This window comes from Bradyrhizobium sp. T-1, assembly GCF_053592855.1.
In genome coordinates this window covers 5,610,534-5,636,196 of the sequence record NZ_CM132115.1, presented here as the reverse complement: position 1 = coordinate 5,636,196, position 25,663 = coordinate 5,610,534, and the positions used below count along the sequence as shown (strand labels likewise).

Sequence of the window (25,663 nt, the reverse complement as noted above, 5' to 3'; positions counted from 1 at the left end):
ACAGGGAATAAAGGGTTGAAGGGGGACTTACTTCTTCTTCTGCAGAACGCTCTGCGGATTGAGGTTGCCGATACGGCCGCTCTCGGAACCTGCAGCCGGATCGATCACCGCGTTGATGAGCGTCGGCTTGCGCGAAGCCATCGCCTCGACGACGGCGCGCTTCAGTTCATCCGGCGAGGTCGCGTTCACGCCGACGCCGCCAAAGGCCTCCATCATCTTGTCGTAGCGCGCGCCCTTGACGAACACGGTGGTCGCGGGATCATCGTTGGCGCCGTTGACGTCGGTGCCGCGATAGATGCCGTCATTGTTGAAGATGACGACGCAGATCGGAAGGTTGTAGCGGCAGATGGTCTCGACCTCCATGCCGGAGAAGCCGAAAGCCGAGTCGCCTTCGACCGCAAGCACGGGGTGGCCGGTCTCGAGCGCAGCGGCGATCGCCTGGCCCATGCCGATACCCATCACGCCCCAGGTGCCGACGTCGAGACGCTTGCGCGGGCGGTACATGTCGATGACGCCGCGGGCGAGGTCGAGCGTGTTGGCGCCTTCGTTGACGAGGATCGCCTCGGGGTGATCCTTGATCACGTTCTTCAAGACGCCGAGCGCGCCGTGATAATCCATCGGCGATTTGTTGTTCATGAGCTTCGGTGCCATCTTGGCGACGTTCTCGTCGCGCTTGGTCACGATGGCCTTGGTCCATTCGGCGGGCGGGGCAGTCCAGCCCGCTCCCATCGCCTGGTTGAAGGCGGAGACGACCGAGCCGATGTCGCCAACGACGGGCGCGACGATCTCGACGTTGGAGTCCATTTCCTTCGGCTCGATGTCGACCTGGATGAACTTCTTGGGCGCTTCGCCCCAGCTCTTGCCCTTGCCGTGCGACAGCAGCCAGTTCAGCCGGGCGCCGATCAGCATGACGACGTCGGAATCCTTTAGCACCGTCGAACGCGCTGCACCTGCGCATTGCGGATGGGAGTCGGGAAGGAGGCCCTTGGCCATGCTCATGGGGAGGAACGGCACGCCGCTCTTCTCGACGAAGCTTTTGATCTCTTCATCGGCCTGCGCGTAGGCCGCGCCCTTGCCGAGGATGATGAGCGGGCGCTTCGCGCTCTTCAGCACGTCGAGCGCGCGCTTGACCGAAGCGGGCGAGGGGATCTGCGCAGGCGCTGCATCGATCACCTTGACCAGCGACTTCTGGCCGGCGTCGGCGTTCATCACCTGGCCGAACAGCTTTGCCGGCAGGTCGAGATAGACGCCGCCCGGACGGCCGGAGACCGCGGCGCGGATGGCGCGGGCGAAACCGATGCCGATGTCCTGGGCGTGCAGCACGCGATAGGCCGCCTTGCACAGCGGCTTTGCGATCGCGAGCTGATCCATTTCCTCGTAGTCGCCCTGCTGGAGGTCGACGATCTCGCGCTCGGAGGAGCCCGAGATCAGGATCATCGGGTAGCAGTTGGTGGTGGCGTGCGCGAGCGCGGTGAGACCGTTGAGGAAGCCGGGCGCGGAGACCGTGAGGCAGACGCCGGGCTTCTTGGTGAGATAGCCGGCGATGCCCGCGGCGTAGCCGGCGTTCTGCTCGTGGCGGAAGGAGATCACGCGAATGCCGGCGGCCTGCGCCATGCGGCCCAAATCCGTGATCGGGATGCCCGGCACATTATAGATGGTGTTGATGCCGTTCAGCTTGAGCGCGTCGATGACGAGATGGAAGCCATCCGTCAGTTCCTGCTCGGTGCCCGGTGCTTCGGACTTGGTCGCGGTGTTCAGCATGGGCCTTGTCTCCCTGGTCTCAATACTGGGGCGAATTTTTCGCCCTTCTGGTGAAGGTTGCTAGGTGAACAGTTCCTGACCGTGCGCTTCGACGTAAGCGGCAAGGCCAAGGGTGTGGTCGCGGGCGCGCTTCTCGGCGAGCTCGGTGTCGCGCGCTTCCAGCGCTTCGATCATGGCGAGATGCTCGGGCAGGGACGTCGCGGTGCGGTCCTTGCGGCCGATCGTCAGTTGCCGGTAGCCGCGCACATGCAGCAGCAGATCGTTGGTGAGATCGACCAGAACCGGAGATTCCGACAGCGAGATCAGCGCCTGGTGGAAGGCGATGTTGGCCTTCGAATATTCCTCGACGTGATCCTCGGGCAGCCGGTCCTTGCCGAAGTCCTTGAAATAGTCGCGTAGCGCCGAAATGTCCTTCTTGCGCGCAGTGGTGGTGATGAGGCGCGCGGCCATGCTCTCCAGCGCGGCCCAGGCGCGGATCATGTCGACGATCTCGCTCTTGGTCCGGCGCACCACCATGATGCCGCGGCGCGGAACAGTCTTCACGAAGCCGTCCTGCTCGAGCATCGCGATGGCTTCGCGGATCGGCGTGCGGCTGACACCCAGGCGTTCGGACAGCGCGCGCTCGTCCAGCATCACCGGCTCGGGTGTCGAGTAGATGTCCATCTTGAGGATGGCTTCCTTCAAGGCGTCATACGCCTTGTTCTTGAAGCTGCTCTCCGGGGCAATACGAACGATTGCGATGTCTGCCTCGGCCATGTTCGGCAACGCCTTGGTTGGTTTCCGCAGTGACACGACGATTCTCCTCTGATGGGAGTCGTCTTTTACAGGAATATTTACTGGAAAGTTTTTGGCATACCAAATGCCAGAATGTCAAGCTGGCTATTTTTTGCGGCGTTCCGAGCGGTGGTTCGACTTGACAAGTTGGCTTCTGGCATACCAAATGCCATCGCCAGCCATTTCTGATCCAAGCTGGCGGAGTAATCAAGGCCTTTCGCCGCTCCGTTCCGCCAGATGGAACAGAGCGCGGCGATGGCAAGTGTCACGGCAGCCGCATCACGCGCGCTTTGCAAAGCAAGAACTGAAGGTCAAGGGAGAAGCTATATGTCCAATTCCAAAGACGTCGTCCGCAAGGTCCTTGACCAGGTCAAGGCGGACAACCGCACCAGCCTGACCGCCCCCGAAGGTAAGGTGGTCTGCGACGCCTACGGCATTCCGGTGCCGAAGGAGGGCGTGGCGAAGTCGGCGGGCGAGGCCGGCAAGATGGCCTCCGCGATGGGATTCCCGGTTGTGATGAAGATCGTCTCGCCGGACATTCTCCACAAGACCGAGGCCGGCGGCGTCATCGTCGGCGTCAAGACGGCGCAGGACGCCGAAAAGGCCTACGAGACCATTCTCGGCAACGCCAAGAAGTACAAGGCCGATGCCAAGATCGAGGGCATCCAGGTGCAGCAGATGCTGGCCGGCGGCACCGAAGTCATCGTAGGCTCGATCACAGACGGCTCGTTCGGCAAACTGGTCGCCTTCGGCCTCGGCGGCGTGCTGGTCGAAGTGCTGAAGGACATCACCTTCCGCCTCGCACCCGCGACGAAGGAGGACGCGCTCTCCATGCTCGACGGCATCCAGGCGCATGAGATTCTGAAGGGCGTGCGTGGCGGCGAGCCGGTGAACCGCACGGCGCTCGCCGACGTCATCGTCAAGGTCTCGCAGCTCGTCACCGACTTCCCTGAGATCGTCGAGCTCGACCTCAACCCTGTCTTCGCCACCGCAAAGGATGCGATTGCCGCCGACGTGCGCATCGTTGTCGACTTCGCCTACAAGCCGAAGCCCAAGCCGCGCCCGACCGAAGAGATCGTTGCGGCCATGAGCCGCATCATGCAGCCGAAGGCGGTCGCAGTGGTCGGCGCCTCCGCGGAGGACGGCAAGATCGGCAATTCCGTGATGAAGAACCTCATCAACGGCGGCTACAAGGGCGAGATCTATCCGATCCACCCCAAGGCGGCCGAGATTCTCGGCTACAAGGCCTACAAGAGCGTCAAGGACGTTCCGGGCGTCATCGACACCGCCGTATTCGCGATCCCCGCGAAGTTCGTCGCCGCGGCGCTCACCGAATGCGGTGAGAAGAAGATCCCCGGCGCGGTGCTGATCCCGTCGGGCTTTGCTGAAGCCGGCGCGCCGGAGCTGCAGGCCGAGATCGTCGAGGTCGGCAAGAAGTACGACATCCGCCTGATGGGACCGAACATCTACGGCTTCTATTATACGCCGGCCAATCTCTGCGCGACCTTCTGCACGGCTTACGACGTCAAGGGCCACGCGGCGCTGTCGTCGCAGTCGGGCGGCATCGGCATGGCCATCATCGGCTTCTCGCGCTCGGCGAAAATGGGCGTGTCGGCCATCGTCGGCCTCGGCAACAAGTCCGACATCGACGAGGACGATCTGCTCGCCTTCTTCGAGCAAGATCCGAACACCAACCTGATCGCGCAGCACTGCGAGGACCTCAAGGACGGCCGCGCCTTTGCGGAAGCCGCCAAGCGCGTCTCCAAGAAGAAGCCGGTCGTCGTGCTCAAGGCCGGCCGCACCTCGGCCGGCGCCAAGGCGGCCTCGTCACACACCGGCGCGCTCGCCGGCAACGACAAGATCTACGAGGATGTGCTGGCGCAGTCGGGTGTGATTCGCGCCCGCAGCCTGCGGCAGCTGCTCGAATTCGCCCGTGGCGTGCCAGTGCTGCCGACGCCGAAGGGTGAGAACGTGCTGATCATCACCGGTGCGGGCGGCTCGGGCGTGCTGCTGTCGGACTCCTGCGTCGACAACGGCCTGTCGCTGATGTCGATGCCGCCGGATCTCGACGCGGCCTTCCGCAAGTTCATCCCGCCGTTCGGTGCAGCCGGAAATCCTGTGGATATCACCGGTGGCGAGCCCCCGATCACCTACGTCAACACGGTGAAGCTCGGCCTCTCGGACGAGCGCATCCACTCGCTGATCCTCGGCTATTGGCACACCATCGTCACGCCGCCGATGGTGTTCGCTCGCAACATGGTCGAGGTGAAGAAGGAGATGGAGGCCAAGGGCTTCGTCAAGCCGATCGTGGCCTCGCTCGCCGGCGACGTCGAGGTCGAGGAAGCCGCCGAATATCTCTACCAGAACGGCATCCCGGCCTACGCTTATTCGACCGAGCTTCCGGTCGAGGTGCTCGGTGCCAAGTACAAGTGGGCCCGCGGCGCGGGTCTGCTCTAAGAGTGTGTGTTCGCCTCTCCCCGCTTGCGGGGAGAGGCCGAATTCGATCGCAGATCGAATTCGGGTGCGGGGCAGCTTCCGCAAGTCCGACTGTAATAGTTCTGCCGGAGGCTCTCCCCACCCTGACCCTCATAGAGCGAGCGAAGCTCGTCTCGGCCCCGCAAGCGGGGAGAGGGAATAGGAACGAATGCAGGTCGCGATGGGCAAGAACGTGATCAGGCGCAAATCGCTCGAACCACGATCGGCATCGGAGGCCGACCGCGACGGCGGCGTGCAGTCGGTCGACCGCGCGCTGTCGATCCTCGAGACGCTGGCCGAGGACGACGAAGGCTATCGCCTCAGCGACCTCGCCGTCCGCACCGGCCTCTCAGCCTCGACCGTGCACCGCCTGCTGGCGACGCTGGAAAGCCGCCGCTTCGTGCAGTTCGACCGTGCCGAATCCAAATGGCATGTTGGCGTGCGCAGCTTTACCGTGGGCGCGAGCTTTGCGCGGCGGCGCAATTTTACCGCACAGGCGATTCCCTATTTGCGCAAGCTGCGCGATCTCACCCGCGAGACGGCCAATCTCGCGGTCGTCGACGACGAGTTCATTATTGTGCTGACCCGCATGGAGAGCCGCGAGATCATGCGCTCGCTGACCAAGGTCGGCGGCCGCGTCGCGATGGTGACCTCAGGCGTCGGCAAGGCCGTGCTTGCGACCTATTCCGACGAGGATGTCGGCGCCGTCATCCGCCATCACGGCATGCCCAGGTTGACGGAAAAATCCATCGTGCGGCCGGGCGACCTGTTCAAGGAGCTGGCGGAGGTCCGCAAGCAGGGCTTTGCGATCGACGACGAGGAGGCGCAGATGGGCCTGCGCTGCGTGGCCGCGGTGGTCTACAACGCGCTCGCCGAGCCGCTCGCCGCGATTTCCGTATCCGGCATGACCAGCCGCATCACAGATGAGCGATTGCCGGAGGTCGGCCGCATTGTGCGGGAGGTGGCCGCGGAACTCACGGCCGCGCTCGGCGGTGTGACGCCGGCAGTGAAACAGGATTGAGCCAGAAGACGGAACTCGTGCAGATCTGCAAGATCGGGAACGGTGGGCGGTATGGCGCCTAAGGTCTAAGCAGGCGTGCCGCTATATTTGAGCTTGCCCGCTTTGGCGTAGAGCGTAACCATCGTTGGGTCGTAACGCCACGCGAGGGTTCTGATGACCAAGCTCACCCGTTTTGCCGTCGCGCCACTCCACGCAATCACGCGCCGTCTTGCCGATGTCACCTCGGCACGCGTTGCGCCCGACCTCGTCATATCAGGCGCGCGGGTGCTCTCGACCTATTCAGAGCGGATCCATCCGGGACGGGAAGTCTGGATCACGGGCGGCCGCATCGCCGCGGTGAAGCCGGCTGGCGCGGCGAAAAAGGCGTGGCGCGACGCGCCTGTGTACGACGCCGCCGGCGGCATCGTCGCGCCGGGACTGGTCGATCCGCACATCCACATCGAATCCTCGATGGTGACGGCCTGCGCCTATGCCGAGGCCGCGCTGCTCAATGGCACCACCACGATCTTCTGCGACAGCCACGAGATCGGCAATGTCATGGACGTCGCCGGTGTCGAGGCGATGTTGGAGGATGCGCGCGAGGCGCCGCTCTCGATCTTCTTGACTGTGCCGAGCACGGTACCGGCGACCTCGGCCGAGCTGGAGACGGCCGGCGGCGATCTCACGCCCGACAAGATCGCCGGCCTGTTCGACCGCTGGCCCGAAGCCGTCGCGCTCGGCGAGAAGATGGACTTCGTGCCTGTCACGATGGGCGACGAGCGCAGCCATGCGATCCTCGCCGCGGCCTTGAAGCGGGGGCGGCCGGTCTCCGGTCATGTCTATGGTCGCGAATTCGTCGCAGCCTATGCGGCGAGCGGCGTCACCGATACCCATGAAGCGATCGACCGCGACATCGCCGACGATCTGCTCGATGCCGGCGTCTGGATCTTCCTGCGTGGCGGGCCGCCGACCACGCCCTGGCATTCGCTGCCGCAGGCAATCCGGACGATCACCGAGCTCGGTGCGTCGCACAAGCGCACCGCGGTGTGCACTGATGATCGCGATGCCGACGATCTGCTGTTGTTCGGCCTCGACTGGGTGGTGCGCGAAGCCGTGAAGGCGGGCATGTCGCCGGAGCAGGCCTGGTCGATGGGCTCGCTGCATGGCGCCACGCGCTTCGGCATGGAAGGCGATATCGGCGGTCTCGGCGGCGGCCGCCGCGCCGATCTCGTGCTGATGGACGATCAGCTCAAGCCGCAATGCACCTGGTATGGCGGCGAGCTCGTGGTCGAGCACGGCAAGATCACGCCGCTTCTCGATCAGGCATTGTCACAGCGCTACCAATATCCCAAGGCGGCTTACGTGACCGTGAAGCTGCCGGAGACGATGAAGCTGACACCGGAGTTGCCGGCGAAAGCCTGCACCGTCAACGCGATCAAGACTGCGCTGCCCGGCATCACGCTGATCCATGAGAAGGTCAGGATCGAGCCGGCAAAGGATTGGCCATCGTTGTTTGAGCGTTACGGCCTTTGCTTTGTCGCGGTGGTCGAGCGCCACGGCAAGTCGGCCGGCAACGTTGCCCATGGCCTGCTCAAGGATTTTGGCCTGAAGCGGGGCGCGGTCGCCTCCAGCGTCGGGCATGATAGCCACAACATCATCGTCGCCGGAACCAATGAGCCGGATATGCTGGTCGCGATCTCGGCGATCAAGGAGCAGCAGGGGGGCGTCTGCGTCGTCGCAGACGGTAAGGTGAGGGCGCTGGTCCCGCTGCCCATCGCAGGCCTGCTCTCCGACAAGCGCGTCACCGAGGTGGCCGAGGAGGTCAAGGCACTGAAGAAGGAATGGGCCGAGGCCGGCTGCACCATCCCCTACATGGGTTTCAATTTGATTCCGCTATCGGTCATTCCGGAAATTCGCATCACCGACAAGGGCCTCGTGCTGGTCCCGCAGATGGAGCTGGCGCCGCTGTTCGAGTGAGGCGGCTTTCACGTTTTCCGCGATCTAACCGATTGAGACGACCACGGTTTTTCAACAGTTGCCGCATCGTGGAAAATAAAATCTGCTTCGTTGAGATCGGTCTCTGCGCACCCGATGATCTCGCTCGCTGATTTAACCAAGCGAGGTCCGATATGGCGAAGATGCGAGCTGTCGATGCAGCCGCGCGTATCCTGGAGAAGGAAGGCATCTCGACGGCCTTCGGCGTTCCCGGGGCGGCGATCAATCCGCTTTACTCGGCGCTGAAGAAGCGCGGCTCGATCCGTCACATCCTGGCGCGCCATGTCGAGGGTGCCTCGCACATGGCCGAGGGCTATACGCGGGCCAGGGCCGGCAATATCGGCGTCTGCATCGGCACCTCGGGGCCGGCCGGCACCGACATGATCACCGGGCTCTATTCGGCAATCGCCGATTCCATTCCGATCCTCTGCATCACCGGGCAGGCGCCGCGGGCGCGGCTCTACAAGGAGGATTTCCAGGCCGTCGACATCGAGTCGATTGCAAAGCCCGTAACCAAATGGGCGGTGACGGTGCGTGAGCCGGCGCTGGTGCCACGCGTGTTCAGCCAGGCTTTTCATCTGATGCGCTCGGGCCGGCCGGGGCCGGTCCTGATCGACATGCCGCTCGACGTGCAGCTCGCCGAGATCGAGTTCGACGACGAGACCTACGAGCCGCTGCCGGTCTACAAGCCGACCGCGACGCGCAAGCAAGTCGAGAGGGCGCTGGAGATGCTCAATGCCGCCGAGCGGCCGCTGATCGTGGCGGGCGGCGGAATTATCAACGCCGACGCTTCGGATCTGCTGGTGGAATTTGCCGAGATCGCCAACGTGCCGGTCGTGCCGACGCTGATGGGATGGGGCGCGATCCCCGACGATCACGTGTTGATGGCCGGCATGGTCGGACTTCAAACGAGCCATCGCTACGGCAACGCCACGCTGCTGGAGTCCGACTTCGTGCTCGGCATCGGCAATCGCTGGGCCAACAGGCACACCGGGTCGGTCGAGACCTACACCAAGGGCCGCACCTTCGTGCATGTCGATATCGAGCCGACCCAGATCGGCCGCGTGTTCAATCCCGATCTCGGCATCGTCTCGGACGCCAAGGCCGCGCTCGAGCTTTTCGTCACCGTCGCCAGGGAGTGGCGCCGTTCCGGCAGGCTCCGCGAGCGCCAGGCGTGGCCCGCGGCCTGCCGCGACCGCAAGAAGACCATGTTGCGCAAGAGTCATTTCGACAACGTTCCGATCAAGCCGCAGCGCGTCTATGAGGAGATGAACAAGGCGTTCGGCCGCGACACCACCTACGTCACCGTGATCGGCCTGTCGCAGATCGCCGGCGCGCAGTTTCTCGGCGTCTACAAGCCGCGCAACTGGATCAATGCCGGGCAGGCGGGGCCGCTCGGCTGGACACTGCCGGCGGCGCTCGGTGTGCGCGCCGCGTGTCCGGACCGCGACATCGTCGCGCTCTCAGGAGATTACGACTTCCAGTTCCTGATCGAGGAACTCGCGGTCGGCGCGCAGTTCAATCTGCCCTACATCCACGTCGTCGTGAACAATTCCTATCTTGGCCTGATCCGCCAGGCCCAGCGTGGTTTCGAGATGGACTATCACGTCCAGCTCTCGTTCGAGAACATCAACGCTCCGGAGATCGGCGTCTACGGCGTCGACCATGTCGCGGTCGCCGAAGGCCTCGGCTGCAAGGCGATCCGCGTCACCGATCCGAAGGATACCCAGGCTGCATTCGCGACGGCGCGCGAATTGATGAAGAAGCACCGCGTGCCCGTGGTGGTCGAGTTCATCCTCGAGCGCGTCACCAACATCGCGATGGGCACGGAGATCGACAACATCGTCGAGTTCGAGGAGGTGCTGGACCTGCCGCTCGACGAGGTCGGAACCGCGCGGCCCGGCGTGTTGCAGCCGGCAGAATAGGGGACCACATCATGCCGAAATTCGCCGCCAATCTCACCATGCTCTTCAACGAGATGCCGTTCATCGACCGCTTCGCTGCGGCGAAGGCGGCGGGCTTTGCCGGGGTCGAATATCTCTTTCCCTATGATTTCGACAAGGCGCAGTTGCGGGAGCAGCTGGAGGCCCACGGCCTGAAGCAGGTGCTGCATAATCTGCCGGCCGGAAACTGGGCCGGCGGCGAGCGCGGCATCGCGATCCTGCCCGATCGCACCACCGAATTCCGCGACGGAGTGTTCCGCGCCATCGACTATGCCAAGGCGCTCGATTGCGAGCAGCTCAATTGCCTCGTCGGCATCGCGCCTGTTGATGCCGATCCGCGGGAACTGCAGGAGACGCTGGTTGGAAACCTGCGCTTCGCGGCCTCGACGCTGGCGCGCGAGAACATCAAGCTGCTGGTCGAGCCGATCAACACGCTCGACATTCCCGGCTTTTTCCTCAACGGCACCGAGCAGGCGGTGCAACTGATCTCCGAGGTGCGGTCGAACAATCTGTTCGTCCAGTACGACATCTATCACATGCAGATCATGGAGGGCGATCTCGCCCGCACTATGCAGGAATACCTGCCGCAGATCGCGCACATCCAGCTCGCCGACAATCCCGGCCGCCACGAGCCGGGTACGGGTGAGATCAACTATCCGTTCCTGTTCCGCCATCTCGATGCGATCGGCTATCGCGGCTGGATCGGTTGCGAATACAAGCCGCGGACCACGACGCTGGAAGGCCTGTCCTGGCACGCCGCGCAGACTTTTGAGACCTGAGAAATCAGCCACGACGACGGCGCGCTCCCTCTCCCGCTTGCGGAGAGGGGTTGGGGAGAGGGTGTCTCCGCGACAGGATTCGGGAGATGCGGTGAAAATCCCTGGACGGATGAAGCCCTCACCCGGTGCTTCGCACCGACCTCTCCCGCAAGCGGGAGAGGCGCGCCGAGCGCGTGGATGAAACTTCGCCAACGCAACTGAGAGAAAATCAGACATGATCGACATCGGCTTCATCGGACTTGGCACCATGGGACGGCCGATGGCCGGCCATCTCTTGGCCGCGGGCCATCGCGTTCTCCTGCATGACGTCGCGCCGGTCCCGCCGGATCTGGTCACGGCGGGCGGCGTTGCCTGCAAGTCGGCCAAGGAGGTCGCGGAGGAGGCGGATGCCGTCATCATCATGGTGCCGGATACGCCGCATGTGGAAGCCGTGCTGTTCGGCAAGGATGGTGTCGCGAGCGGCATCTCCAAGGGCAAGATCGTCGTCGACATGAGCTCGATCTCGCCGCTTGCGACCAAGGAGTTCGCGAAGAAGATCGAGGCGCTGGGCGCGGACTATCTCGATGCGCCGGTGTCGGGTGGCGAGGTCGGCGCCAAGGCGGCGAGCCTCACCATCATGGTCGGCGGTCCCGAGCGGGCCTTCAACACCATGAAGCCGATCTTCGACAGGATGGGCAAGAACATCACCCATGTCGGCGCCAATGGCGACGGTCAGACGACGAAAGTCGCCAACCAGATCATCGTCGCGCTGACGATCGAGGCGGTGAGCGAGGCGCTGTTGTTCGCTTCCAAAGCGGGTGCCGATCCAGCGCTGGTGCGCAAGGCGCTGATGGGCGGCTTTGCCTCGTCGCGGATCCTCGAAGTGCATGGCGAGCGCATGGTGAAGCGCAATTTCGATCCCGGTTTCCGCATCGAGCTGCACCAGAAGGATCTCAACCTCGCGCTCGAAGGTGCGCGTTCGCTCGGCCTGTCGCTGCCGAGTACGGCGGTGGCGCAGCAATTGTTCTCGTCCTGCACTGCGCATGGCGGCAAAGGCTGGGATCATTCGGCGATGGTGCGTGCGCTGGAACTGATGGCCGGCCACGAGATCGCCGCGGCCTGAACTGTTACGCGGTAACAGTCCCCAGTGTTGATATGCGTTTCATCATGCGGAACCGGAACAATGCTCCCGCTCCGCGGTTGATGGCGCATAACAACACTGGAGAGTGTGGATATGAAGACTCGTCTTGTGATTTCGTTCGCTGCGGCGTCGCTGCTGGCGTCGAGCGCGGCCTTTGCCCAGTCGACAACCGAAGAGGGGGCGCGGAACGGCGCGCGTGCGGGCGGCGACATCGGTGGTCCTGTTGGCGCGATGGTCGGCGGCACGGTCGGTGCAGCCGTCGGCGCCGGGCTGGAGATTCCGAACGCTATTCTGGGTGGGATCCCGCGCGATGATTCCGTCGTGATCCATGAGCGTGTCGTCGTCGGCGAGCCGCTTCCTCCGACAGTGGTGCTGCGGCCTGTACCGAACTACACCGAGTACCGCTATGCGGTCGTGAACGATCGTCGCGTGATCGTCGAGCCGCGCACGCGTCGCGTCGTGAAGATCATCGACTGATCGGCGTACGAAAGCGACTGGAAACAAATGGCCCCGCGGAGCGACTCTCTGCGGGGCCATTGTCGTCAGTGACGGAGTTCAGAGTGGCTCGCGCACGCCGAGGCCGTGCATGAAGCGCTCGCGGATCTGCACGGGATCCCGGCGCGTGGTGCCGACCCCGGGCTTGTCGTCGATGCGCAGCGCGATCAGGCTGGGCTCGTCCGCTGCCATGGCTTGGTCGACCAGCCGCTCGAAATCCTCCTCGTCCGCAGCCCAGGCGCTGTTGGAGAGTCCCGAGCCCAAGGCAATCGCGACCAGATCGGCGACGCCAGATGCCGGCGTCGGCTGCGCGCCGGTGATCTGGTAGATGCCGTTGTCCATCACGATCATGATGAGGTTCTTCGGCTTCAACGCCGCAATCGTCGAGAGTGCGCCGAGCTGCATCAGCAGCGAGCCGTCGCCCTCCAGCGCGATGACGCGGCGGTCGGGCTGCGCCAGGGCGACGCCGAGCGCGATCGGGAAGGCCAGGCCCATGCTGCCGAGCATGTAAAAGTTCTGCGGGCGGTGGCCGGCGGCCCAGAGATCGAAATTGGTGTTGCCGATGCCGCCGATCACCGCTTCCTCGCGCTTGAGCTTGGCGATCAGGCGCGAGGTGACATCGAACCGGTTCATGACCTTGGTGTTACGGGCACTCATGGCGGGGCTCACTTGTCGAAGACCTTGCCGCCCGTGAGCAGCGGATTGAGGATCAGCGCCACCGGCGCCTGCGTCGTGACGGCCTGCTTGATCGAGCGGTCGGTGATGAATTCGAGTTCGTCGAGCCGGGTGATGGTGTGATGCTCGATCGCGAGCGAATCCAGCACCGGGCGCATGGTGCGGCAGACCAGCGACTGGCCATAGTTGAACTCGCCGAGCGTGCCGCGTTCGGAGACGAACATGATCAGCGGGATCTGATACGGCACCGCGAGCGAGGCGAGCGTGTTGGCGAGCGTTGCAAAGCCGGAAGTCTGCATCAGCACTGCGCCGCGTCGTCCGCCCATCCAGGCGCCCGAGATGATGCCGACAGCTTCTTCCTCGCGGGCGGTTGCAAAAGTCGTGAAGAAGGGATCTGCGTGCAAGCTCTTGATCAGCGGCGTGAGCACGCGGTCAGGCACGTAAGGGATGAGGCTGATCTCGTTCCGCTTCAGGGTTTGCAGTACGATGCTATGCCAGCTTCTGTCGCCCGACCCCGGTCCCGCCTGGGACGAGGTCTGCTGTTCCGCAATCGCCATCGCGTTCTCCCTTTGCCGCGCATGCTTCTTCTTTGTCCGTCGCGGCAGTCTGCCGAACTTGACGGAGCGGGCGGGATTGTCAACATGTCCCGGCCGGTGCCGTGATCTGCGCCAGACGGCCTGCCGTGGCCGGCACCGCCATGTCATAAGCGGGATAACGAGAAACGGGAGGGACGCTAGGTGTGGAGCGCGCATTGCGCTGACCTTGCGGGCCTCCGCGAGAGAGCCGGAAGGGTCCTGATGTCGGTCAACAGCAAGCGCGTCTTCTACGTCAAGTACCTGGCCAATCCGATCTATATCGATATCCTGAAGGCGCGGCCCGACGTCCGGCTCGACCGCATCGAGAACGAGAGTCCCGAGGATTTCTACGCGCCGATCCTGAGCGCAGCCCATGTCTACCAGATCGGCGCCGCCCGCGACGAGCTGGCACCGCATTTCCATGTCGATGCCGCCTTCCTGAAGCGCACGTCGAACCTGCTGCTGGTCTCCAGCAACGGCGCAGGCTTCGACCCCGTCGACGTCGAGGCGTGCACCGATGCGGGCGTGCTGGTCGTCAACCAGTCCGGCGGTAATGCCCATTCCGTCGCTGAGCACGCTCTCGCGATGATGCTGACGCTGTCCAAGCGCATCATCCAGTCTGACCGCCGCCTGCGCCGTGAGCCCAACGTCAACCGCAACGAGCCCGTCGGTAACGAGGTCGAGCACAAGACCGTCGGCATCGTTGGGCTCGGCAATGTCGGCCGCCGCATCGCCGCGCTGTGCAAGGGCCTGCTCGGCATGAAGGTGCTGGCCTACGATCCCTACCTCACAGCCGAGGTGATGGCCGAGCGGGGCGGCGAGAAGGTCGAGCTCGACGAGTTGCTGCGCCGTTCTGATTTCGTCTCGATCTCCTGCCCGCTCAACAAGGGCAGCCGCAACATGATCAGCATGCGCGAGTTCGGCGTGATGCAGCCGCACGCCTACTTCATCACCACGGCGCGCGGCTTCATCCACAATGAGGACGCGTTGCTCCAGGCCTTGCGCGACAAGCGCATCGCCGGTGCGGGCCTCGATGTCTGGTCCAAGGAGCCGCCGCTGCCCGAGCATCCGCTGCTGCAATTCGACAACGTGCTGGCGAGCCCGCACACCGCCGGCGTCACGATCGAGGCGCGCCAGAACATGGGCCGCATCGCCGCTGAGCAGGTGCTGGAGACGCTCGACGGCAAACGGCCACCGCGCATCATCAATCCCGAGGTCTGGCCTGTTTATGCCGAGCGCTTCAAGCAGGCTTTTGGCGTCACGCCGGGGTAGGGGTGTGCGAAGCCCTGATCGCGCGCCGATCGCTGGTTACGAGGATGAAAACAGAAAGCGGCGGATTTTACCGATGACGTGAGTGAACGCGTATCACTTGTCCTGTAGATGACGGCCCATGAGCATATATTCGATTGCGACGTCGGGACTTTCTGCGGCGAGTTTGCGCGTGAACGTGGCCGCGAGCAACATCGCCAATGTTCGCACGACCGGCCCGCTACCTGCGTCGGGCGGATCGGGCACATCGGCTGCTGCGGGCAGCTCGAGCATTGCTCCGACGTTTCCCGCGGCTTACGTGCCATTGCGGGTCGATCAGGTCGACCAATCGGGCGGGACGACGCCAGGTGGTACGATCGCGACCGTGTCGACAGTCTCGCCGAGCTATTCCGCGCAATCCGACCCAACCGCTCCCTTCGCGAACCAGGACGGCCTTGTCGCGGCGCCGAACGTCGATCTCGCCAGCGAATTCGCTGAATTGGCGACCGCAAAGTACAGCTTCATCGCCAACGCCAAGGTCATTCAAGCTTACTCCGAGACGGAAAAGTAGCTCCTCGACATAACGACGTGAAGGCGAGCCGCCGCCTGAATGGGCGGCGGGAACCTCGCCGGGCTTTGATCCGCGTCAAAATCTCCCTCCCTCGTCAGGCCTAAATGGGACTAGAGTGCTGCCGGCGCAGGAGAAGGTCCCATGTCAACTTATGTCGTCAGGTTCATGAAGGACGTGCTCGGCCAGTACGGCCGGCAGAGCGAGATCTGCCAGAGCACGCTTGAGATCGACGCCGCCGACGAGGACGAAGCGAGGGAACGGGCGAAGGCGAGGTTTTGCCAGGACCAGGCGTTGCATCACTGGTCGCTGCATGCCGACCGCATTCAGGTCAGACCGGCTGACTTTCCCTCCTAAGGCTTAACGTCCGGGTGCCGTGAGTAATGGCGGCGCGGTGACGCCGGCGCCGAGCGAACGCTGCACCATGGCGGTATCCGACCAGCGGCCGTGCCGATAGGCGACACCGCAGAGCAGGCCGACCCGCGAAAATCCAAACTTCTCGTGCAATGCTAGCGAGGGCGCGTTGTCGGCATCGATATAACCGATCATCTGGCGGAAGCCGGCCGCCGCACAGGCGTCGATCAACTCCTGGAGTAGCAGCTGTCCTATGCCGCGGCTGAGATGCTCGTGGTGGACGTAAATCGAGTGCTTGGCCGTATAGCGATAGGCCGGGCGCTTGCGAAACAGCACTGCATAGGCATAGCCGACGACCTCGCCGCGATAGGTCGCGACCAGATGCGGCAGGCGGGTTTGCTTCAAGTTCTTGCGCCGGTCGCGCAGATCGTCGGGCTCCGGTGCACCAGTTCCCTCGACATCGCGTGGCACGCCATTGCGGACGTGATGGCGGTAGATCGCCAGCATCGCCTCGATGTCGCTCTCGCGTGACGGCCGGACCAGGACCGGTTCGTCATCGGTGCGCGCAATCGCTGTTTCGGTCATCGGAGCTACTCGGCAACGACGTAGGTGTAGAGCCCGATGCGACCCTGTGCATCGACCTCTTTGTAGACGCCCTGGATTTCCACATCGAAGCCCGGGAACGTGTTGAAGCAGGTCTCGAACATCTTGAGATAGTCCACCATGGGCTTGGCCCGTTCTGTCAGCCGCTCACCCGGCACGATGGTGGCGATCCCTGGCGGATAGACCACGAAGGGCGTGGTGGCGATGCGACCGGCGATCGCCTCAATCGGCAGATAGTCGACGTCGTTCTTGAACAGGAAGCGCGCGGCATCGCGCGGCGACATCGCGATCTCAGGCATGTGCTCGGGCATGAACTGGCGGGCCTGGAGTGCTCTGACATCGGCGGCGCGGAAGAAGCGGTGCATCTCGCCGCAGAGATCGCGCAGCCGCACGCCGGCATAGCGCGCCTGCCGCCGTTGATAGAATTCCGGGATGGCGTCGGCGAGCAGCGCATTGTCGTCATGCAGTCTCTTGAAGGCGACGAGACCCGAGATCAGCGTGCCGGCCTTGCTCGCCTCCACCCCCGGCGTGAGCAGGAAGAGCAGGGAGTTGAGGTCGTTCTTTTCGGGCACGATTCGGTTTTCGCGTAAGTATTGCGCGACGACCGGGGCAGGGATGCCGTGCTCGGCGTAGCTGCCGGTGGCACGGTCGAAACCGGGGGTGAGCAGCGTCAACTTGTTTGGATCCGTCATGGCAAAGCCCTCGGCCATGCCGGGGAAGCCGTGCCAGTTGCTGTCGGGCCCGAGCTGCCAGAGCGCCGGATTGGTCGCGAGCTCGTCGGTCGACAGCGTCTCCCAAGCGACATTGTGCGCGGCGCCGGGGCGGCTGACGTCGGGGATGGCGACGCGATCGGGAACGAAGGGCTCGAAGAACCAGCGGCGGTCGGAGTTCTGTTCCTTCTCCTCGAATTCCCGGCGCATCGCGCGGATTTTCTTGCGCAACTCGATGCCGAGCCGGATCGTGTCATCCCACAGCACTTCTCCAGAGCGGCCTTTCATCATCTGTGCGCCAACGTCGAGTGAGGCGAACAACGGATAGAAAGGAGAGGTCGAGGCATGCTGCATGAAGCTCTCGTTGAAGCGACGGTGCTCGACGCGTCGCTTCTGGCCGCGGATGTGGCGGTCCTTGATGTGGATTTGGGATGCTTGCGAGAAGCTCGCGAGTTGCTTGTGGGTGGACTGCGTCGCGATGATGCCCGGCGCTTCCGGCGGAAGATTGGCGAGCCCCATCGCGAAACGGCCGGCATAGAGCGGGTGGAACTTCATGAAGCCGGCCCAGGCCTCATCGAACAGGATGTACTCGCAGAGATGGCCGATGCGCTTCAGGATCATCTCGGCATTGTGGATCGTGCCGTCATAGGTGCACTGCTCGACCACGGCGACGCGGAACGGCCGCTCCTTGCGCCAGGCGTCCTTGTCGGTGACCAGCGGATGGTTACGGATCGCCTCGCGCAGGGCCTTTTCGTCGAGGACGTCCCAGCGCATCGGGCCGATCAGCCCCCAGGCATTGCGGATCGTCGGCACGTAGACCGGGATGCCGCCATTGATCATCAGCGCGCCATGATGGGCGGCCTTGTGGTTGTTGCGGTCGAACAGCACGAGGTCGCCATCGGTGACGAGCGCGCCGAGCGCGACCTTGTTCGAGGTCGAGGTGCCGTTCAGCACGAAATAGGTCTTTTCCGCGCCGAAGATCTGCGCGGCTTCCTTCTGCGCCTTCAGCGCCGGGCCCTCGTGGGTGAGGAGGTCGCCGAGATCGAGCACGGAATTGTCGAGGTCGTCGCGGAACACGGATTCGCCGAGATGCTCGACGAAGACCCGGCCGATCGGGCTGCGGTTGTAGAATACGCCGCCATTGTGACCCGGGCAGGTCCAGAGCTGATTACCTTCCTCGGCATAATCGACCAGCGCACCGAAGAACGGCGTCTTCAGCGTCTCGGCATATTGCTTGAGCCGGCTGATCAAATTCTTGGCGATGAAGGTCGGCGTTTCCTCGGACAGGAAGACATAGCCGTCGATGAAGTCGAGCACCTCGACGGGCAAATCCTCGAAGCGCTTGCGCCGGATCAGCAGGATGATCGGGAAGTCGAGACCCCGGCGCCGCATCAGATTGATCAGCGCGGAGGTCTTTCCCTCGAGCCCCTTCTTGCCCCAGTCCACCACCATGCAACCGATCGCCGCATCGGTCTGCACCGCGATTTCGGCGTCCTCCAGCTTGCGAGCCCGGACCACCTCGAAGCCGGAGCGCTGGATCTCCTCGATGATCTGGTTGAAGCGGACGCCCTCGAGGTCGTCGGCGTCGAACACAGGTGCGGCGAACAGGAAGTTGAAGCGCTTGAAATAATCCATGGCGTGTCCCGAATATGCAGAGACGGACAGGTCTCTGCACATTCGATGACAGTTCTATGACGGCACGTCGTGCCTGACGGAGCGCTCAGCTTGCGCTGGCGATGACCATCCGTTTCCGCCCGAAATTCGCCACCGCGGCCTCTGGGACACCAAAATTGTTGGCCAGCAGGTGCCGCGGCGCCTTGGCCAGCCAGTCGCCGAGGCTGCTTTCGTGATAGGCGCCGCTGTCGAGCACACCGATCACCTCGGCGTCCTCCTTGCCGATGTTCTGGATGGAATGTCCGCAATTGGCGGGAATGTAGGCGCATTCTCCGGCCGAGAGCTCTGCGACCGCGACCCGCTTGTCGAATGCGAACAGGGTCACGCGGGTGCGCCCCTTCAGCACGTAGTGCCACTCGTTGGCGTCGGTGTGCCAATGCGGCTCATGCATCGCGCCAGGTTTGAGCTTGAGCACCGTTCCGGTCATGGTGCTCGAAACCGGAAACTCCTTGGCGGAGGCGACGTAGAGCTGCCCGCCCGCCGTGCTTACGCGCGGTTTCTGCGCCATCAGCGCGAACCGGTGGGTGCGGTCGCGATCCAGCGCGCGAGCGACCTTTGCCTGTGGACCGTCGAGCGCAAGCACCTCGCCCTGCATGATGTAAGTTTCGGCTTTCGGGTTCGGGCTGAAGGTCTCCGTGGATACGCCCAACGCTTGCGATAAGGTCGGCGCGTCGTAGCGGCTCATCCAGTCGCTGATGCCGAACGTGCCGTGCTCGGAGTAGAGACCGTCGTCGAAGGCGAGGATGGCGTGGCAGGGCGCGGGCCCCAGCGTCTGGATGGCGTGGCTGTGGCCCTTCGGGAAGAACCAGAGATCGCCCGGACCGAGATTGACGACTTCAAGCTGGCCCTCGGGATCGACCACCGTCACCTGGCAATGGCCGTCGACGACATAGGCCCATTCGGCCGAATTATGCCAATGCATTTCCCGGGCGCCGCCGGCGTTGACGAAGAGATGCGCGCCGGCAATTCCGGTTGCGAGCGGGAGGGTGCGGGTCGTGACCTCGCGCGCCCAGCCGCCGGATGTGGCCTTGATAGGTCCCTTGTCGAGGGAAGTCGTGAACACCACGGGATCTCCGGACTTCCGCGGGATCGTCTTCAGGAACTCGGATGCGGGGGCAACGTCGTAGCCGGCGGCATGTCCGTCGGGCGCTGCGAGCGCAGACTTGGCGGCGCCGAGGACGCCGGCACTGAATGCAACGGATTGAATGAAGAGACGGCGGCTGGATTTGAACATCGAGAACCCCAAGAGCCAGAAGGTTGAATGAATTGGTTGCGTGAAACGGATCGCGGTCACGTCGCGGCCTATCAATTGGGTCTGATGAACAGGTCCAAAGTGCCTCAACCGTTCGGCTGAAAGGGCAGTTCAACTTTCTTTGATGGTGGAATGAAACCGCCGGTGAAGCGGTGTGCTTGACAGCTCGGCTCGCGGAGCCGCCGACTCGGCTACCGCTTCGCCTCGCCGAACACCACTGTCGGCACCGCGCGGTTGACCACTTCGCGCAGCGCGAAGCTTGATTGTACCCGCGCCACGCGCGGCAGCCGCGACAATTCGGTGCGATGGATGCGCTCAAAATCCTGGATGTCGCGGGCGAGCACGATCAGGATGTAGTCGTCGGTGCCCGACATCAGGAAGCAGCGCACGACGGAGGGGCACTTCACCACCTCCGCCTCGAACGCCTTCAGCGCCTCGTCGCTCTGGCTCTCCAGCGCAATGCGCACCAGCACCGTCGTGGTGAGGCCGAACTGCGCCAGATCGAGCGCGGCCTGGTAGGCCTGGATGTAGCCGTCATCCTCCAGCGCCTTTTGTCGCCTCGCCAGTGCCGTGCTGGAGAGGCCGACCTTGTTGGCGAGCTCGGTGTGGCTGGCGCGCGCATTGGTCGTGAGTTCCGCGAGAATGGCGAGATCTTTCCGGTCGAGGGCCAAGGTTTCGTTTCCAGCGTGAAAGGGCATTTCCGCGCCGGAAACCGGCGCGACGAGCGCGAAACTAGCGGATATTTGCACGAAACCAAACTGGCTGCGCCGCTACGATCACCCAAGTGAATCAAAAGGAGCCCAGGATGCGCGTCGGTGTGCCCAAGGAGATCAAGGTCCAGGAATATCGCGTCGGGCTCACCCCGGGCGCCGTCCGCGAATATGTTGCGGCCGGGCATCAGGTGATGGTCGAAACCGGCGCGGGCGACGGCATCGGCGCCTCGGACGAGGTATACGGGCGGGCAGGGGCCTCCATTGCGGCGAGCGCGCGCGACATCTTCGCCAAGTCCGACATGATTGTGAAGGTGAAGGAGCCGCAGAAGAGCGAATGGGCCCAGCTCCGCGAAAGCCAGATCCTATTTACTTACCTCCATCTTGCGCCGGATCCCGAACAGGCCAAGGGCCTGCTTGCGTCCGGCTGCACCGCGATTGCCTATGAAACCGTCACCGACGCGGCTGGCCACCTCCCCCTGCTTGCGCCGATGAGCGAAGTCGCCGGCCGCCTCGCCATCGAGGCCGCCGGCGCCGCGCTCAAGAGGTCTGCTGGTGGTCGCGGACTGTTGCTGGGCGGTGTTCCAGGCGTGCAGCCGGCACGCGTTGTCGTGCTCGGCGGCGGCGTCGTGGGAACGCAGGCCGCGCGCATGGCCGCGGGCCTTGGCGCCGAGGTTACCGTGATCGACCGCTCGCTTCCGCGCCTGCGCGAACTCGACGATCTCTTCGTCGGACGCATTCGCACGCGCTTCTCGACCATCGAGTCGGTCGAGGAGGAGGTGTTTGCCGCTGACGTCGTGATCGGCGCGGTTCTGGTGCCCGGCGCCAGCGCACCGAAGCTCGTCACGCGCGCGATGCTCAAATCGATGCGGCCGGGAGCCGTGCTGGTCGACGTCGCGATCGACCAGGGCGGCTGCTTTGAGACCTCGCATGCGACGACGCATGCGGAGCCGACCTATGAGATCGATCGTGTCGTGCATTATTGCGTGGCCAACATGCCCGGCGCGGTGCCGGTGACATCCAGCGAGGCGCTGAACAATGCGACGCTGCCATTCGGCCTGATGCTCGCCAACAAGGGCTTTGCCGCAGTGCTGGAGAATCCACATCTGCGCAACGGGCTGAACGTCCATCGCGGCCGCATCACCAACAAGGCGGTGGCCGAGAGCCTCGGACTGGAATTCGCGCCGGTCGAGAGCGGGTTGGCGGCGTAGAATCGTCAGCCCTACGCTTTCGTCAGCCTGTACTGTCGCAGATCCGGATCGTGCGTCATGCGCCAATAGTCCACGAACCGCCACGGCATCGCTGAAAACACGCGGCCGCTGGCGTTGCGGTAGTAGGTGCTCATGCCCGGATGGGTCCAGATCATCGCCTCGTGCTCGGCGTCGACCTTGCGGACGTAATCGTCGAGCACCTCGCGGCGGACGTCGATGGCGGCGACGTCGTGCTCGATCATGCTGACGAGGCAAGCGGAGATGTAGCGGCTCTGGCATTCCGATTGGAAGATGACGCTGCCGCCATGCGCCGGGCCGGAATTCGGCCCGAGCATACAGAAGAAGTTGGGAAAATCGGGCACAGTGAGGCCGAGGAACGCGGTAGGATTATCGTTGGCCCAGGCCGCGCGCAAATTCTTGCCGTCGCGTCCGCTGATGTTGAGGCGGGCGGCCATCTCCGTGACCTTGAAACCGGTCGCGACCACGATGACGTCCGCGAGGCGGTGCTTGCCGTCGGTGGTGACGATGCCGCTCTGGTCAAAATGGTCGATCGCCTCGGTGACGAGCTCGACGTTGTCGCGCGTCAGCGTCTTGAACCAGTTGTTGTCGAGCAGGATGCGCTTGCCATAAGGCGGATAAGTCGGCACGCATTTTTCGATCAGGTCGGGCCGGTCCTTCAACTCGGTGAGGATGAAGTCGGTCAGCTCCTGGCGATGCCGGTCATTGCCCTTGTTGACGGCGCGCTCGGGATGCGGCCAGGCCGGGTCCTTGCGCAGGAAAGGAAGTAGTCCGTCGCCATAACGCCAGAACATGTTGAAGCGATACCACTGCGCATAGAACGGCAAATGTGCGAGCAGCCAGCGCGCGCCCTCGCTGATCGGATCCGCATAGCCCTGCACCGGCCGCGCCCATTGCGCGCTACGCTGATAGACCGTGACGGAGGCAACGCGACCGGCGATTGCCGGTACCAGCTGCATCGACGTCGCACCGGTGCCGATCACGGCGACGTGCTTGCCGTCGAACTTGATGTCGTCTGACCACAAGGCCGAATGCAGAATCGTGCCTTTGAAGTCTTCTTCACCCTTGAAGTGTGCGCGTGAGGGGTCATTGAGCTGGCCGATGGCCGACACCAGCGCGGTGGATTCGAAGATCTCTTCGCCCGCCTGCGTCTTCAGCGTGGAGATCCAGCGCCGCTTGCCCTCGTCCCAGCGCGATGACATGAGTTCGGTGTCGACACGCAAATGCTTGCGAATACCGTGTTCGTCGGCAACTTTCAGGAGATATCCGAGCAGCTCCTCGCGTTGGCAGAAATAGCGCGTCCACGCGTTGCCGGAGCCGAACGAGTACGAATAGGAATGGTTCGGCGTGTCGACCCCGCAGCCGGGATAGCGGTTGATCCACCAGGTGCCGCCGAGCTCGGCGTTCTTCTCGACGATCGTGTAGGGGATGCCGAGGTGACCGAGCGCGACGGCAAGCGCGATGGCGCAGACGCCGGCGCCGACAATGAGTACGTGTTGCTCAGCGAGCTTGTCGTCCGCAGGACGCACTGTCCAGCGCACCTCGCGCGACACAAAGCCCATCTCCTCGCGCATCAGCGGCGCATATTCCGGCGCGACGTTCTCGCCAAGGCAGGCTCGCATCATCTTGAGGAGCAGCTCTTCGCCGGGATCGGTGATGACTGGTTTGGGCGTGCCGTCGGCAAACAGCTTGACGACCGCGGCCCGGATCTCGTCCTGGATACCGCGGGGCACACCGGCTTCGGGATCGGGGATGAGGCGAATGTCGCGCTTGGGCAGGTAGGGCGGTTCGAGCCAGCGCGCGTCGCCGGTCATGTGCACCAGCACCATGAGCAGGCAGCGGATGTCGGCCTCCGCAATCGCGGAGGCAAGGTCGAGCCGCTGGTGGGGAGATGCGATGTTCATCGTCTTCTTCTGATCTCCGGCAATCCCATGCGTTCGATCTTCGAGGGAGCGAACGGAGGCCTTGCGGCATGGCACGGTAGTCGAGGAGCCCTGGATCGTCTACGCGGCCGGCATACGGCCGCCTTCCGGTGCCCGAATAGGGCGGAAGAAGAAAACTATTGCCCCGGGACCGTCCCACGGAAGGAGTTTCCCCTCCGGAGGGCAAAAACGCCAATCGCTTCCATTGCCGTTTGGGTCCGAAACGACGACATTCCATCCACAATTTGATGGAATTGACGGCCATGGAACGCACTGGATTTGAGCCCTTCGGCGAGCAGCTGGTGTCCGCAACGGACACCCAGCCGACGTCGCGTGCCTCAAAGCTCCTGCTGCGGGCCGGCACCATGCTGTTCTGGTCGCTGGTCGCAGGTATCGTGCTCGCGCGCGCGGCGTTCTTCGAGCCGGGCGTCTATGACGGCTTCAGCCGCGTCGCTTCGCTCGCCAAAAGCCTGATCTTCTGAGGCCGATTATTCCGGACCGAGGACAGAACTTCCCTCGGCCCTGATATGCCGAAAACTTATTCCCCAATCGGATCGTCGTGCGTATAAATCTTTCTCCTCTGGGAGAGATTTGTGTCGCAGAATCAAGCATCCAGCCCCGCCGACGCCAGGCCCACCACTGCCGTTAGCCGCGTCCTTGCGCTGATTCCCGGCATTCTCCTTTGCGTCCTCGTTGCCGGCGTCTCGGCCCTGCTCGAGCGGGCGGAACTCGGCGTTTTCGAGCATCCCTATGTCGAGGCACTGGTGATGGCGATCCTGCTGGGCATGGCGCTGCGCAGCTTCTGGAAACCGGCGCCCCGCTGGCAGGCTGGCATCGCCTTCAGCGCCAAGCAACTCCTCGAGGTCGCGGTCATGCTGCTCGGGGCCTCTATCAGCTTTGCCGCCATCGCAGCCTCGGGCATCGCACTGCTGGCCTCGATCGCCGCTGTGGTCGTGGTGGCCCTTTGCGTCTCCTTCGGTCTCAGCCGGATGCTCGGATTATCGACCCGGCTCTCGATCCTGATCGCCTGCGGCAACTCCATCTGCGGCAATTCCGCGATTGCGGCGGTCGCGCCGATCATCGGCGCCAACAGCGACGAGATCGCATCCTCGATCTCGTTTACGGCGATCCTCGGCGTGATGATGGTGCTGGGCCTGCCGCTGCTGATCCCGCTGTTGCAACTGTCGGCCACGCAATACGGCATCCTCGCAGGCCTCACCGTCTATGCGGTGCCGCAGGTGCTGGCGGCGACGGTGCCGGCGGGCCTGATCTCCACGCAGATCGGCACGCTGGTCAAGCTGATGCGCGTGCTGATGCTGGGGCCCGTGGTCGTCGGCCTCTCCCTGGTCGCCTCGCGCTGGCAGACCGGTGGCAAGAAGACCAATGTCGGCTTCTTCCGCCTGGTGCCGTGGTTCATCCTCGGCTTCCTCGCGCTGGCGACGTTGCGTTCGCTGGAGATCGTGCCGGGCACGGTGGTGGGGCCCGTGACGAAGATCACGAGCTTCCTCACGGTGGTGTCGATGGCCGCGCTCGGCCTCGGTGTCGACGTGCGCGTGCTAGCCAATGTTGGCGGCCGGGTGACGGCGGCGGTGACGCTGTCGCTGATGCTTCTGCTGGGGATCAGCATCGCGCTGGTGCACTGGTTCAAGTAAGGGACGCGAAGCGGCCGTAAGGGGCAAAGGCGCGAAAGCGCCGTGCCCACCAGTTCGGCTTGTAGTTAAGGTGGTGGGCACGCTTCCGCCTTCGCTCTTCGAGCTACGGCGGACAAGTCGCTTTGCCCACCCTGCGAGACCGTCATCAG

Annotated in this window: 23 protein-coding genes; 13 read left to right on the top strand and 10 right to left on the bottom strand. The window is 63.8% G+C overall.

Features of this window, described 5'->3' with window-relative positions; all coding sequences use genetic code 11:
- Nucleotides 1–27: 27 nt before the first annotated feature.
- From oxc to ACWAT4_RS27175, 3 genes are all read right to left on the bottom strand, one after another.
- Nucleotides 28–1,761, bottom strand: a complete 1,734-nt coding sequence (gene oxc / locus ACWAT4_RS27185) for an oxalyl-CoA decarboxylase (protein WP_449728528.1) — start codon at nt 1,759–1,761, stop codon at nt 28–30.
- 60 nt (nt 1,762–1,821) lie between these two features.
- Complete coding sequence (locus ACWAT4_RS27180; RefSeq protein WP_212300717.1) at nt 1,822–2,517, bottom strand: GntR family transcriptional regulator; 696 nt, start codon at nt 2,515–2,517, stop codon at nt 1,822–1,824.
- Nucleotides 2,518–2,594: 77 nt separating this feature from the next.
- The gene (locus tag ACWAT4_RS27175; RefSeq protein ID WP_449728527.1) at nt 2,595–2,804 is read right to left on the bottom strand and encodes a hypothetical protein; all 210 of its coding nucleotides are present in this window, start codon (nt 2,802–2,804) and stop codon (nt 2,595–2,597) included.
- A 58-nt stretch (nt 2,805–2,862) separates the two neighbouring features.
- Here ACWAT4_RS27175 and ACWAT4_RS27170 point away from each other — a divergent pair, with 58 nt between their 5' ends.
- The 7 genes from ACWAT4_RS27170 to ACWAT4_RS27140 all read left to right on the top strand — a co-directional run bounded on the left by ACWAT4_RS27170 (nt 2,863) and on the right by ACWAT4_RS27140 (nt 12,324).
- Complete coding sequence (locus ACWAT4_RS27170) at nt 2,863–4,992, top strand: acetate--CoA ligase family protein (protein ID WP_212426859.1); 2,130 nt, start codon at nt 2,863–2,865, stop codon at nt 4,990–4,992.
- Nucleotides 4,993–5,191: 199 nt separating this feature from the next.
- A complete protein-coding gene (locus tag ACWAT4_RS27165; protein WP_449731271.1) occupies nt 5,192–6,031 on the top strand; it encodes an IclR family transcriptional regulator in 840 nt (279 codons plus the stop codon).
- A gap of 153 nt (nt 6,032–6,184) precedes the next feature.
- Nucleotides 6,185–7,987 carry an adenine deaminase gene (locus ACWAT4_RS27160; RefSeq protein ID WP_449728525.1) on the top strand — a complete coding sequence of 601 codons (1,803 nt, stop codon included), beginning with the start codon at nt 6,185–6,187 and terminating at the stop codon, nt 7,985–7,987.
- 152 nt (nt 7,988–8,139) lie between these two features.
- Nucleotides 8,140–9,930 carry a glyoxylate carboligase gene (gene gcl, locus ACWAT4_RS27155; protein WP_449728524.1) on the top strand — a complete coding sequence of 597 codons (1,791 nt, stop codon included), beginning with the start codon at nt 8,140–8,142 and terminating at the stop codon, nt 9,928–9,930.
- An 11-nt stretch (nt 9,931–9,941) separates the two neighbouring features.
- A complete protein-coding gene (gene hyi, locus ACWAT4_RS27150; protein ID WP_449728523.1) occupies nt 9,942–10,727 on the top strand; it encodes a hydroxypyruvate isomerase in 786 nt (261 codons plus the stop codon).
- A gap of 214 nt (nt 10,728–10,941) precedes the next feature.
- On the top strand, nt 10,942–11,829 hold the full coding sequence (locus ACWAT4_RS27145; RefSeq protein ID WP_449728522.1) for a 2-hydroxy-3-oxopropionate reductase: 888 nt from the start codon (nt 10,942–10,944) through the stop codon (nt 11,827–11,829).
- Between the two features lie 111 nt (nt 11,830–11,940).
- A complete protein-coding gene (locus tag ACWAT4_RS27140; RefSeq protein ID WP_212300472.1) occupies nt 11,941–12,324 on the top strand; it encodes a DUF1236 domain-containing protein in 384 nt (127 codons plus the stop codon).
- 78 nt (nt 12,325–12,402) lie between these two features.
- Here ACWAT4_RS27140 and ACWAT4_RS27135 read toward each other — a convergent pair whose 3' ends face one another.
- Both ACWAT4_RS27135 and ACWAT4_RS27130 read right to left on the bottom strand, forming a co-directional pair.
- Nucleotides 12,403–12,999, bottom strand: a complete 597-nt coding sequence (locus ACWAT4_RS27135) for a thiamine pyrophosphate-dependent enzyme (RefSeq protein ID WP_449728521.1) — start codon at nt 12,997–12,999, stop codon at nt 12,403–12,405.
- A gap of 8 nt (nt 13,000–13,007) precedes the next feature.
- Nucleotides 13,008–13,574 (bottom strand): thiamine pyrophosphate-binding protein, encoded by a 567-nt coding sequence (locus ACWAT4_RS27130; RefSeq protein ID WP_449728520.1) that lies wholly within the window; start codon nt 13,572–13,574, stop codon nt 13,008–13,010.
- A 240-nt stretch (nt 13,575–13,814) separates the two neighbouring features.
- On the opposite strand from ACWAT4_RS27130, the gene ACWAT4_RS27125 reads away from it, so the two are divergent.
- From ACWAT4_RS27125 to ACWAT4_RS27115, 3 genes are all read left to right on the top strand, one after another.
- The gene (locus tag ACWAT4_RS27125; protein WP_449728519.1) at nt 13,815–14,864 is read left to right on the top strand and encodes a hydroxyacid dehydrogenase; all 1,050 of its coding nucleotides are present in this window, start codon (nt 13,815–13,817) and stop codon (nt 14,862–14,864) included.
- Nucleotides 14,865–14,982: 118 nt separating this feature from the next.
- On the top strand, nt 14,983–15,411 hold the full coding sequence (locus ACWAT4_RS27120; protein ID WP_449728518.1) for a flagellar basal body rod protein FlgC: 429 nt from the start codon (nt 14,983–14,985) through the stop codon (nt 15,409–15,411).
- A gap of 141 nt (nt 15,412–15,552) precedes the next feature.
- Complete coding sequence (locus ACWAT4_RS27115) at nt 15,553–15,765, top strand: hypothetical protein (RefSeq protein ID WP_212300477.1); 213 nt, start codon at nt 15,553–15,555, stop codon at nt 15,763–15,765.
- Between the two features lie 3 nt (nt 15,766–15,768).
- Here the strand turns inward: ACWAT4_RS27115 and ACWAT4_RS27110 are convergent, their stop codons facing one another.
- The 4 genes from ACWAT4_RS27110 to ACWAT4_RS27095 form a co-directional block, all read right to left on the bottom strand.
- Entirely contained in the window at nt 15,769–16,347 is a 579-nt protein-coding gene (locus ACWAT4_RS27110) for a GNAT family N-acetyltransferase (protein ID WP_449728517.1), read from the bottom strand.
- Nucleotides 16,348–16,352: 5 nt separating this feature from the next.
- Entirely contained in the window at nt 16,353–18,710 is a 2,358-nt protein-coding gene (locus tag ACWAT4_RS27105) for an Orn/Lys/Arg family decarboxylase (protein ID WP_212444089.1), read from the bottom strand.
- Nucleotides 18,711–18,795: 85 nt separating this feature from the next.
- A complete protein-coding gene (locus ACWAT4_RS27100; protein ID WP_212300480.1) occupies nt 18,796–19,983 on the bottom strand; it encodes a cupin domain-containing protein in 1,188 nt (395 codons plus the stop codon).
- A 209-nt stretch (nt 19,984–20,192) separates the two neighbouring features.
- A complete protein-coding gene (locus ACWAT4_RS27095) occupies nt 20,193–20,672 on the bottom strand; it encodes an Lrp/AsnC family transcriptional regulator (protein ID WP_212300481.1) in 480 nt (159 codons plus the stop codon).
- Nucleotides 20,673–20,806: 134 nt separating this feature from the next.
- On the opposite strand from ACWAT4_RS27095, the gene ald reads away from it, so the two are divergent.
- Nucleotides 20,807–21,922 (top strand): alanine dehydrogenase, encoded by a 1,116-nt coding sequence (gene ald, locus ACWAT4_RS27090; RefSeq protein WP_212300482.1) that lies wholly within the window; start codon nt 20,807–20,809, stop codon nt 21,920–21,922.
- 11 nt (nt 21,923–21,933) lie between these two features.
- Here ald and ACWAT4_RS27085 read toward each other — a convergent pair whose 3' ends face one another.
- Complete coding sequence (locus tag ACWAT4_RS27085) at nt 21,934–23,844, bottom strand: flavin-containing monooxygenase (RefSeq protein ID WP_212300483.1); 1,911 nt, start codon at nt 23,842–23,844, stop codon at nt 21,934–21,936.
- Nucleotides 23,845–24,125: 281 nt separating this feature from the next.
- On the opposite strand from ACWAT4_RS27085, the gene ACWAT4_RS27080 reads away from it, so the two are divergent.
- Together ACWAT4_RS27080 and ACWAT4_RS27075 are read left to right on the top strand one after the other, a co-directional pair.
- Entirely contained in the window at nt 24,126–24,344 is a 219-nt protein-coding gene (locus ACWAT4_RS27080) for a hypothetical protein (protein ID WP_212300484.1), read from the top strand.
- 111 nt (nt 24,345–24,455) lie between these two features.
- Nucleotides 24,456–25,514 carry a YeiH family protein gene (locus ACWAT4_RS27075; RefSeq protein WP_212300485.1) on the top strand — a complete coding sequence of 353 codons (1,059 nt, stop codon included), beginning with the start codon at nt 24,456–24,458 and terminating at the stop codon, nt 25,512–25,514.
- The last annotated feature ends 149 nt before the right edge of the window (nt 25,515–25,663 follow it).

Bases quoted from the DNA above. Each gene is read 5' to 3' on its own strand.
- ACWAT4_RS27180 (WP_212300717.1), bottom strand. From the start codon at position 2,517: ATGGCCGAGGCAGACATCGCAATCGTTCGTATTGCCCCGGAGAGCAGC.
- ACWAT4_RS27105 (WP_212444089.1), bottom strand. From the start codon at position 18,710: ATGGATTATTTCAAGCGCTTCAACTTCCTGTTCGCCGCACCTGTGTTC.
- ACWAT4_RS27135 (WP_449728521.1), bottom strand. From the start codon at position 12,999: ATGAGTGCCCGTAACACCAAGGTCATGAACCGGTTCGATGTCACCTCG.
- ald (WP_212300482.1), top strand. From the start codon at position 20,807: ATGCGCGTCGGTGTGCCCAAGGAGATCAAGGTCCAGGAATATCGCGTC.
- ACWAT4_RS27160 (WP_449728525.1), top strand. From the start codon at position 6,185: ATGACCAAGCTCACCCGTTTTGCCGTCGCGCCACTCCACGCAATCACG.
- ACWAT4_RS27130 (WP_449728520.1), bottom strand. From the start codon at position 13,574: ATGGCGATTGCGGAACAGCAGACCTCGTCCCAGGCGGGACCGGGGTCG.
- ACWAT4_RS27120 (WP_449728518.1), top strand. From the start codon at position 14,983: ATGAGCATATATTCGATTGCGACGTCGGGACTTTCTGCGGCGAGTTTG.
- ACWAT4_RS27085 (WP_212300483.1), bottom strand. From the start codon at position 23,844: ATGAACATCGCATCTCCCCACCAGCGGCTCGACCTTGCCTCCGCGATT.
- ACWAT4_RS27100 (WP_212300480.1), bottom strand. From the start codon at position 19,983: ATGTTCAAATCCAGCCGCCGTCTCTTCATTCAATCCGTTGCATTCAGT.
- ACWAT4_RS27115 (WP_212300477.1), top strand. From the start codon at position 15,553: ATGTCAACTTATGTCGTCAGGTTCATGAAGGACGTGCTCGGCCAGTAC.
- gcl (WP_449728524.1), top strand. From the start codon at position 8,140: ATGGCGAAGATGCGAGCTGTCGATGCAGCCGCGCGTATCCTGGAGAAG.
- ACWAT4_RS27165 (WP_449731271.1), top strand. From the start codon at position 5,192: ATGGGCAAGAACGTGATCAGGCGCAAATCGCTCGAACCACGATCGGCA.
- ACWAT4_RS27125 (WP_449728519.1), top strand. From the start codon at position 13,815: ATGTCGGTCAACAGCAAGCGCGTCTTCTACGTCAAGTACCTGGCCAAT.
- ACWAT4_RS27110 (WP_449728517.1), bottom strand. From the start codon at position 16,347: ATGACCGAAACAGCGATTGCGCGCACCGATGACGAACCGGTCCTGGTC.
- ACWAT4_RS27080 (WP_212300484.1), top strand. From the start codon at position 24,126: ATGGAACGCACTGGATTTGAGCCCTTCGGCGAGCAGCTGGTGTCCGCA.
- oxc (WP_449728528.1), bottom strand. From the start codon at position 1,761: ATGCTGAACACCGCGACCAAGTCCGAAGCACCGGGCACCGAGCAGGAA.
- ACWAT4_RS27170 (WP_212426859.1), top strand. From the start codon at position 2,863: ATGTCCAATTCCAAAGACGTCGTCCGCAAGGTCCTTGACCAGGTCAAG.
- ACWAT4_RS27140 (WP_212300472.1), top strand. From the start codon at position 11,941: ATGAAGACTCGTCTTGTGATTTCGTTCGCTGCGGCGTCGCTGCTGGCG.
- hyi (WP_449728523.1), top strand. From the start codon at position 9,942: ATGCCGAAATTCGCCGCCAATCTCACCATGCTCTTCAACGAGATGCCG.
- ACWAT4_RS27145 (WP_449728522.1), top strand. From the start codon at position 10,942: ATGATCGACATCGGCTTCATCGGACTTGGCACCATGGGACGGCCGATG.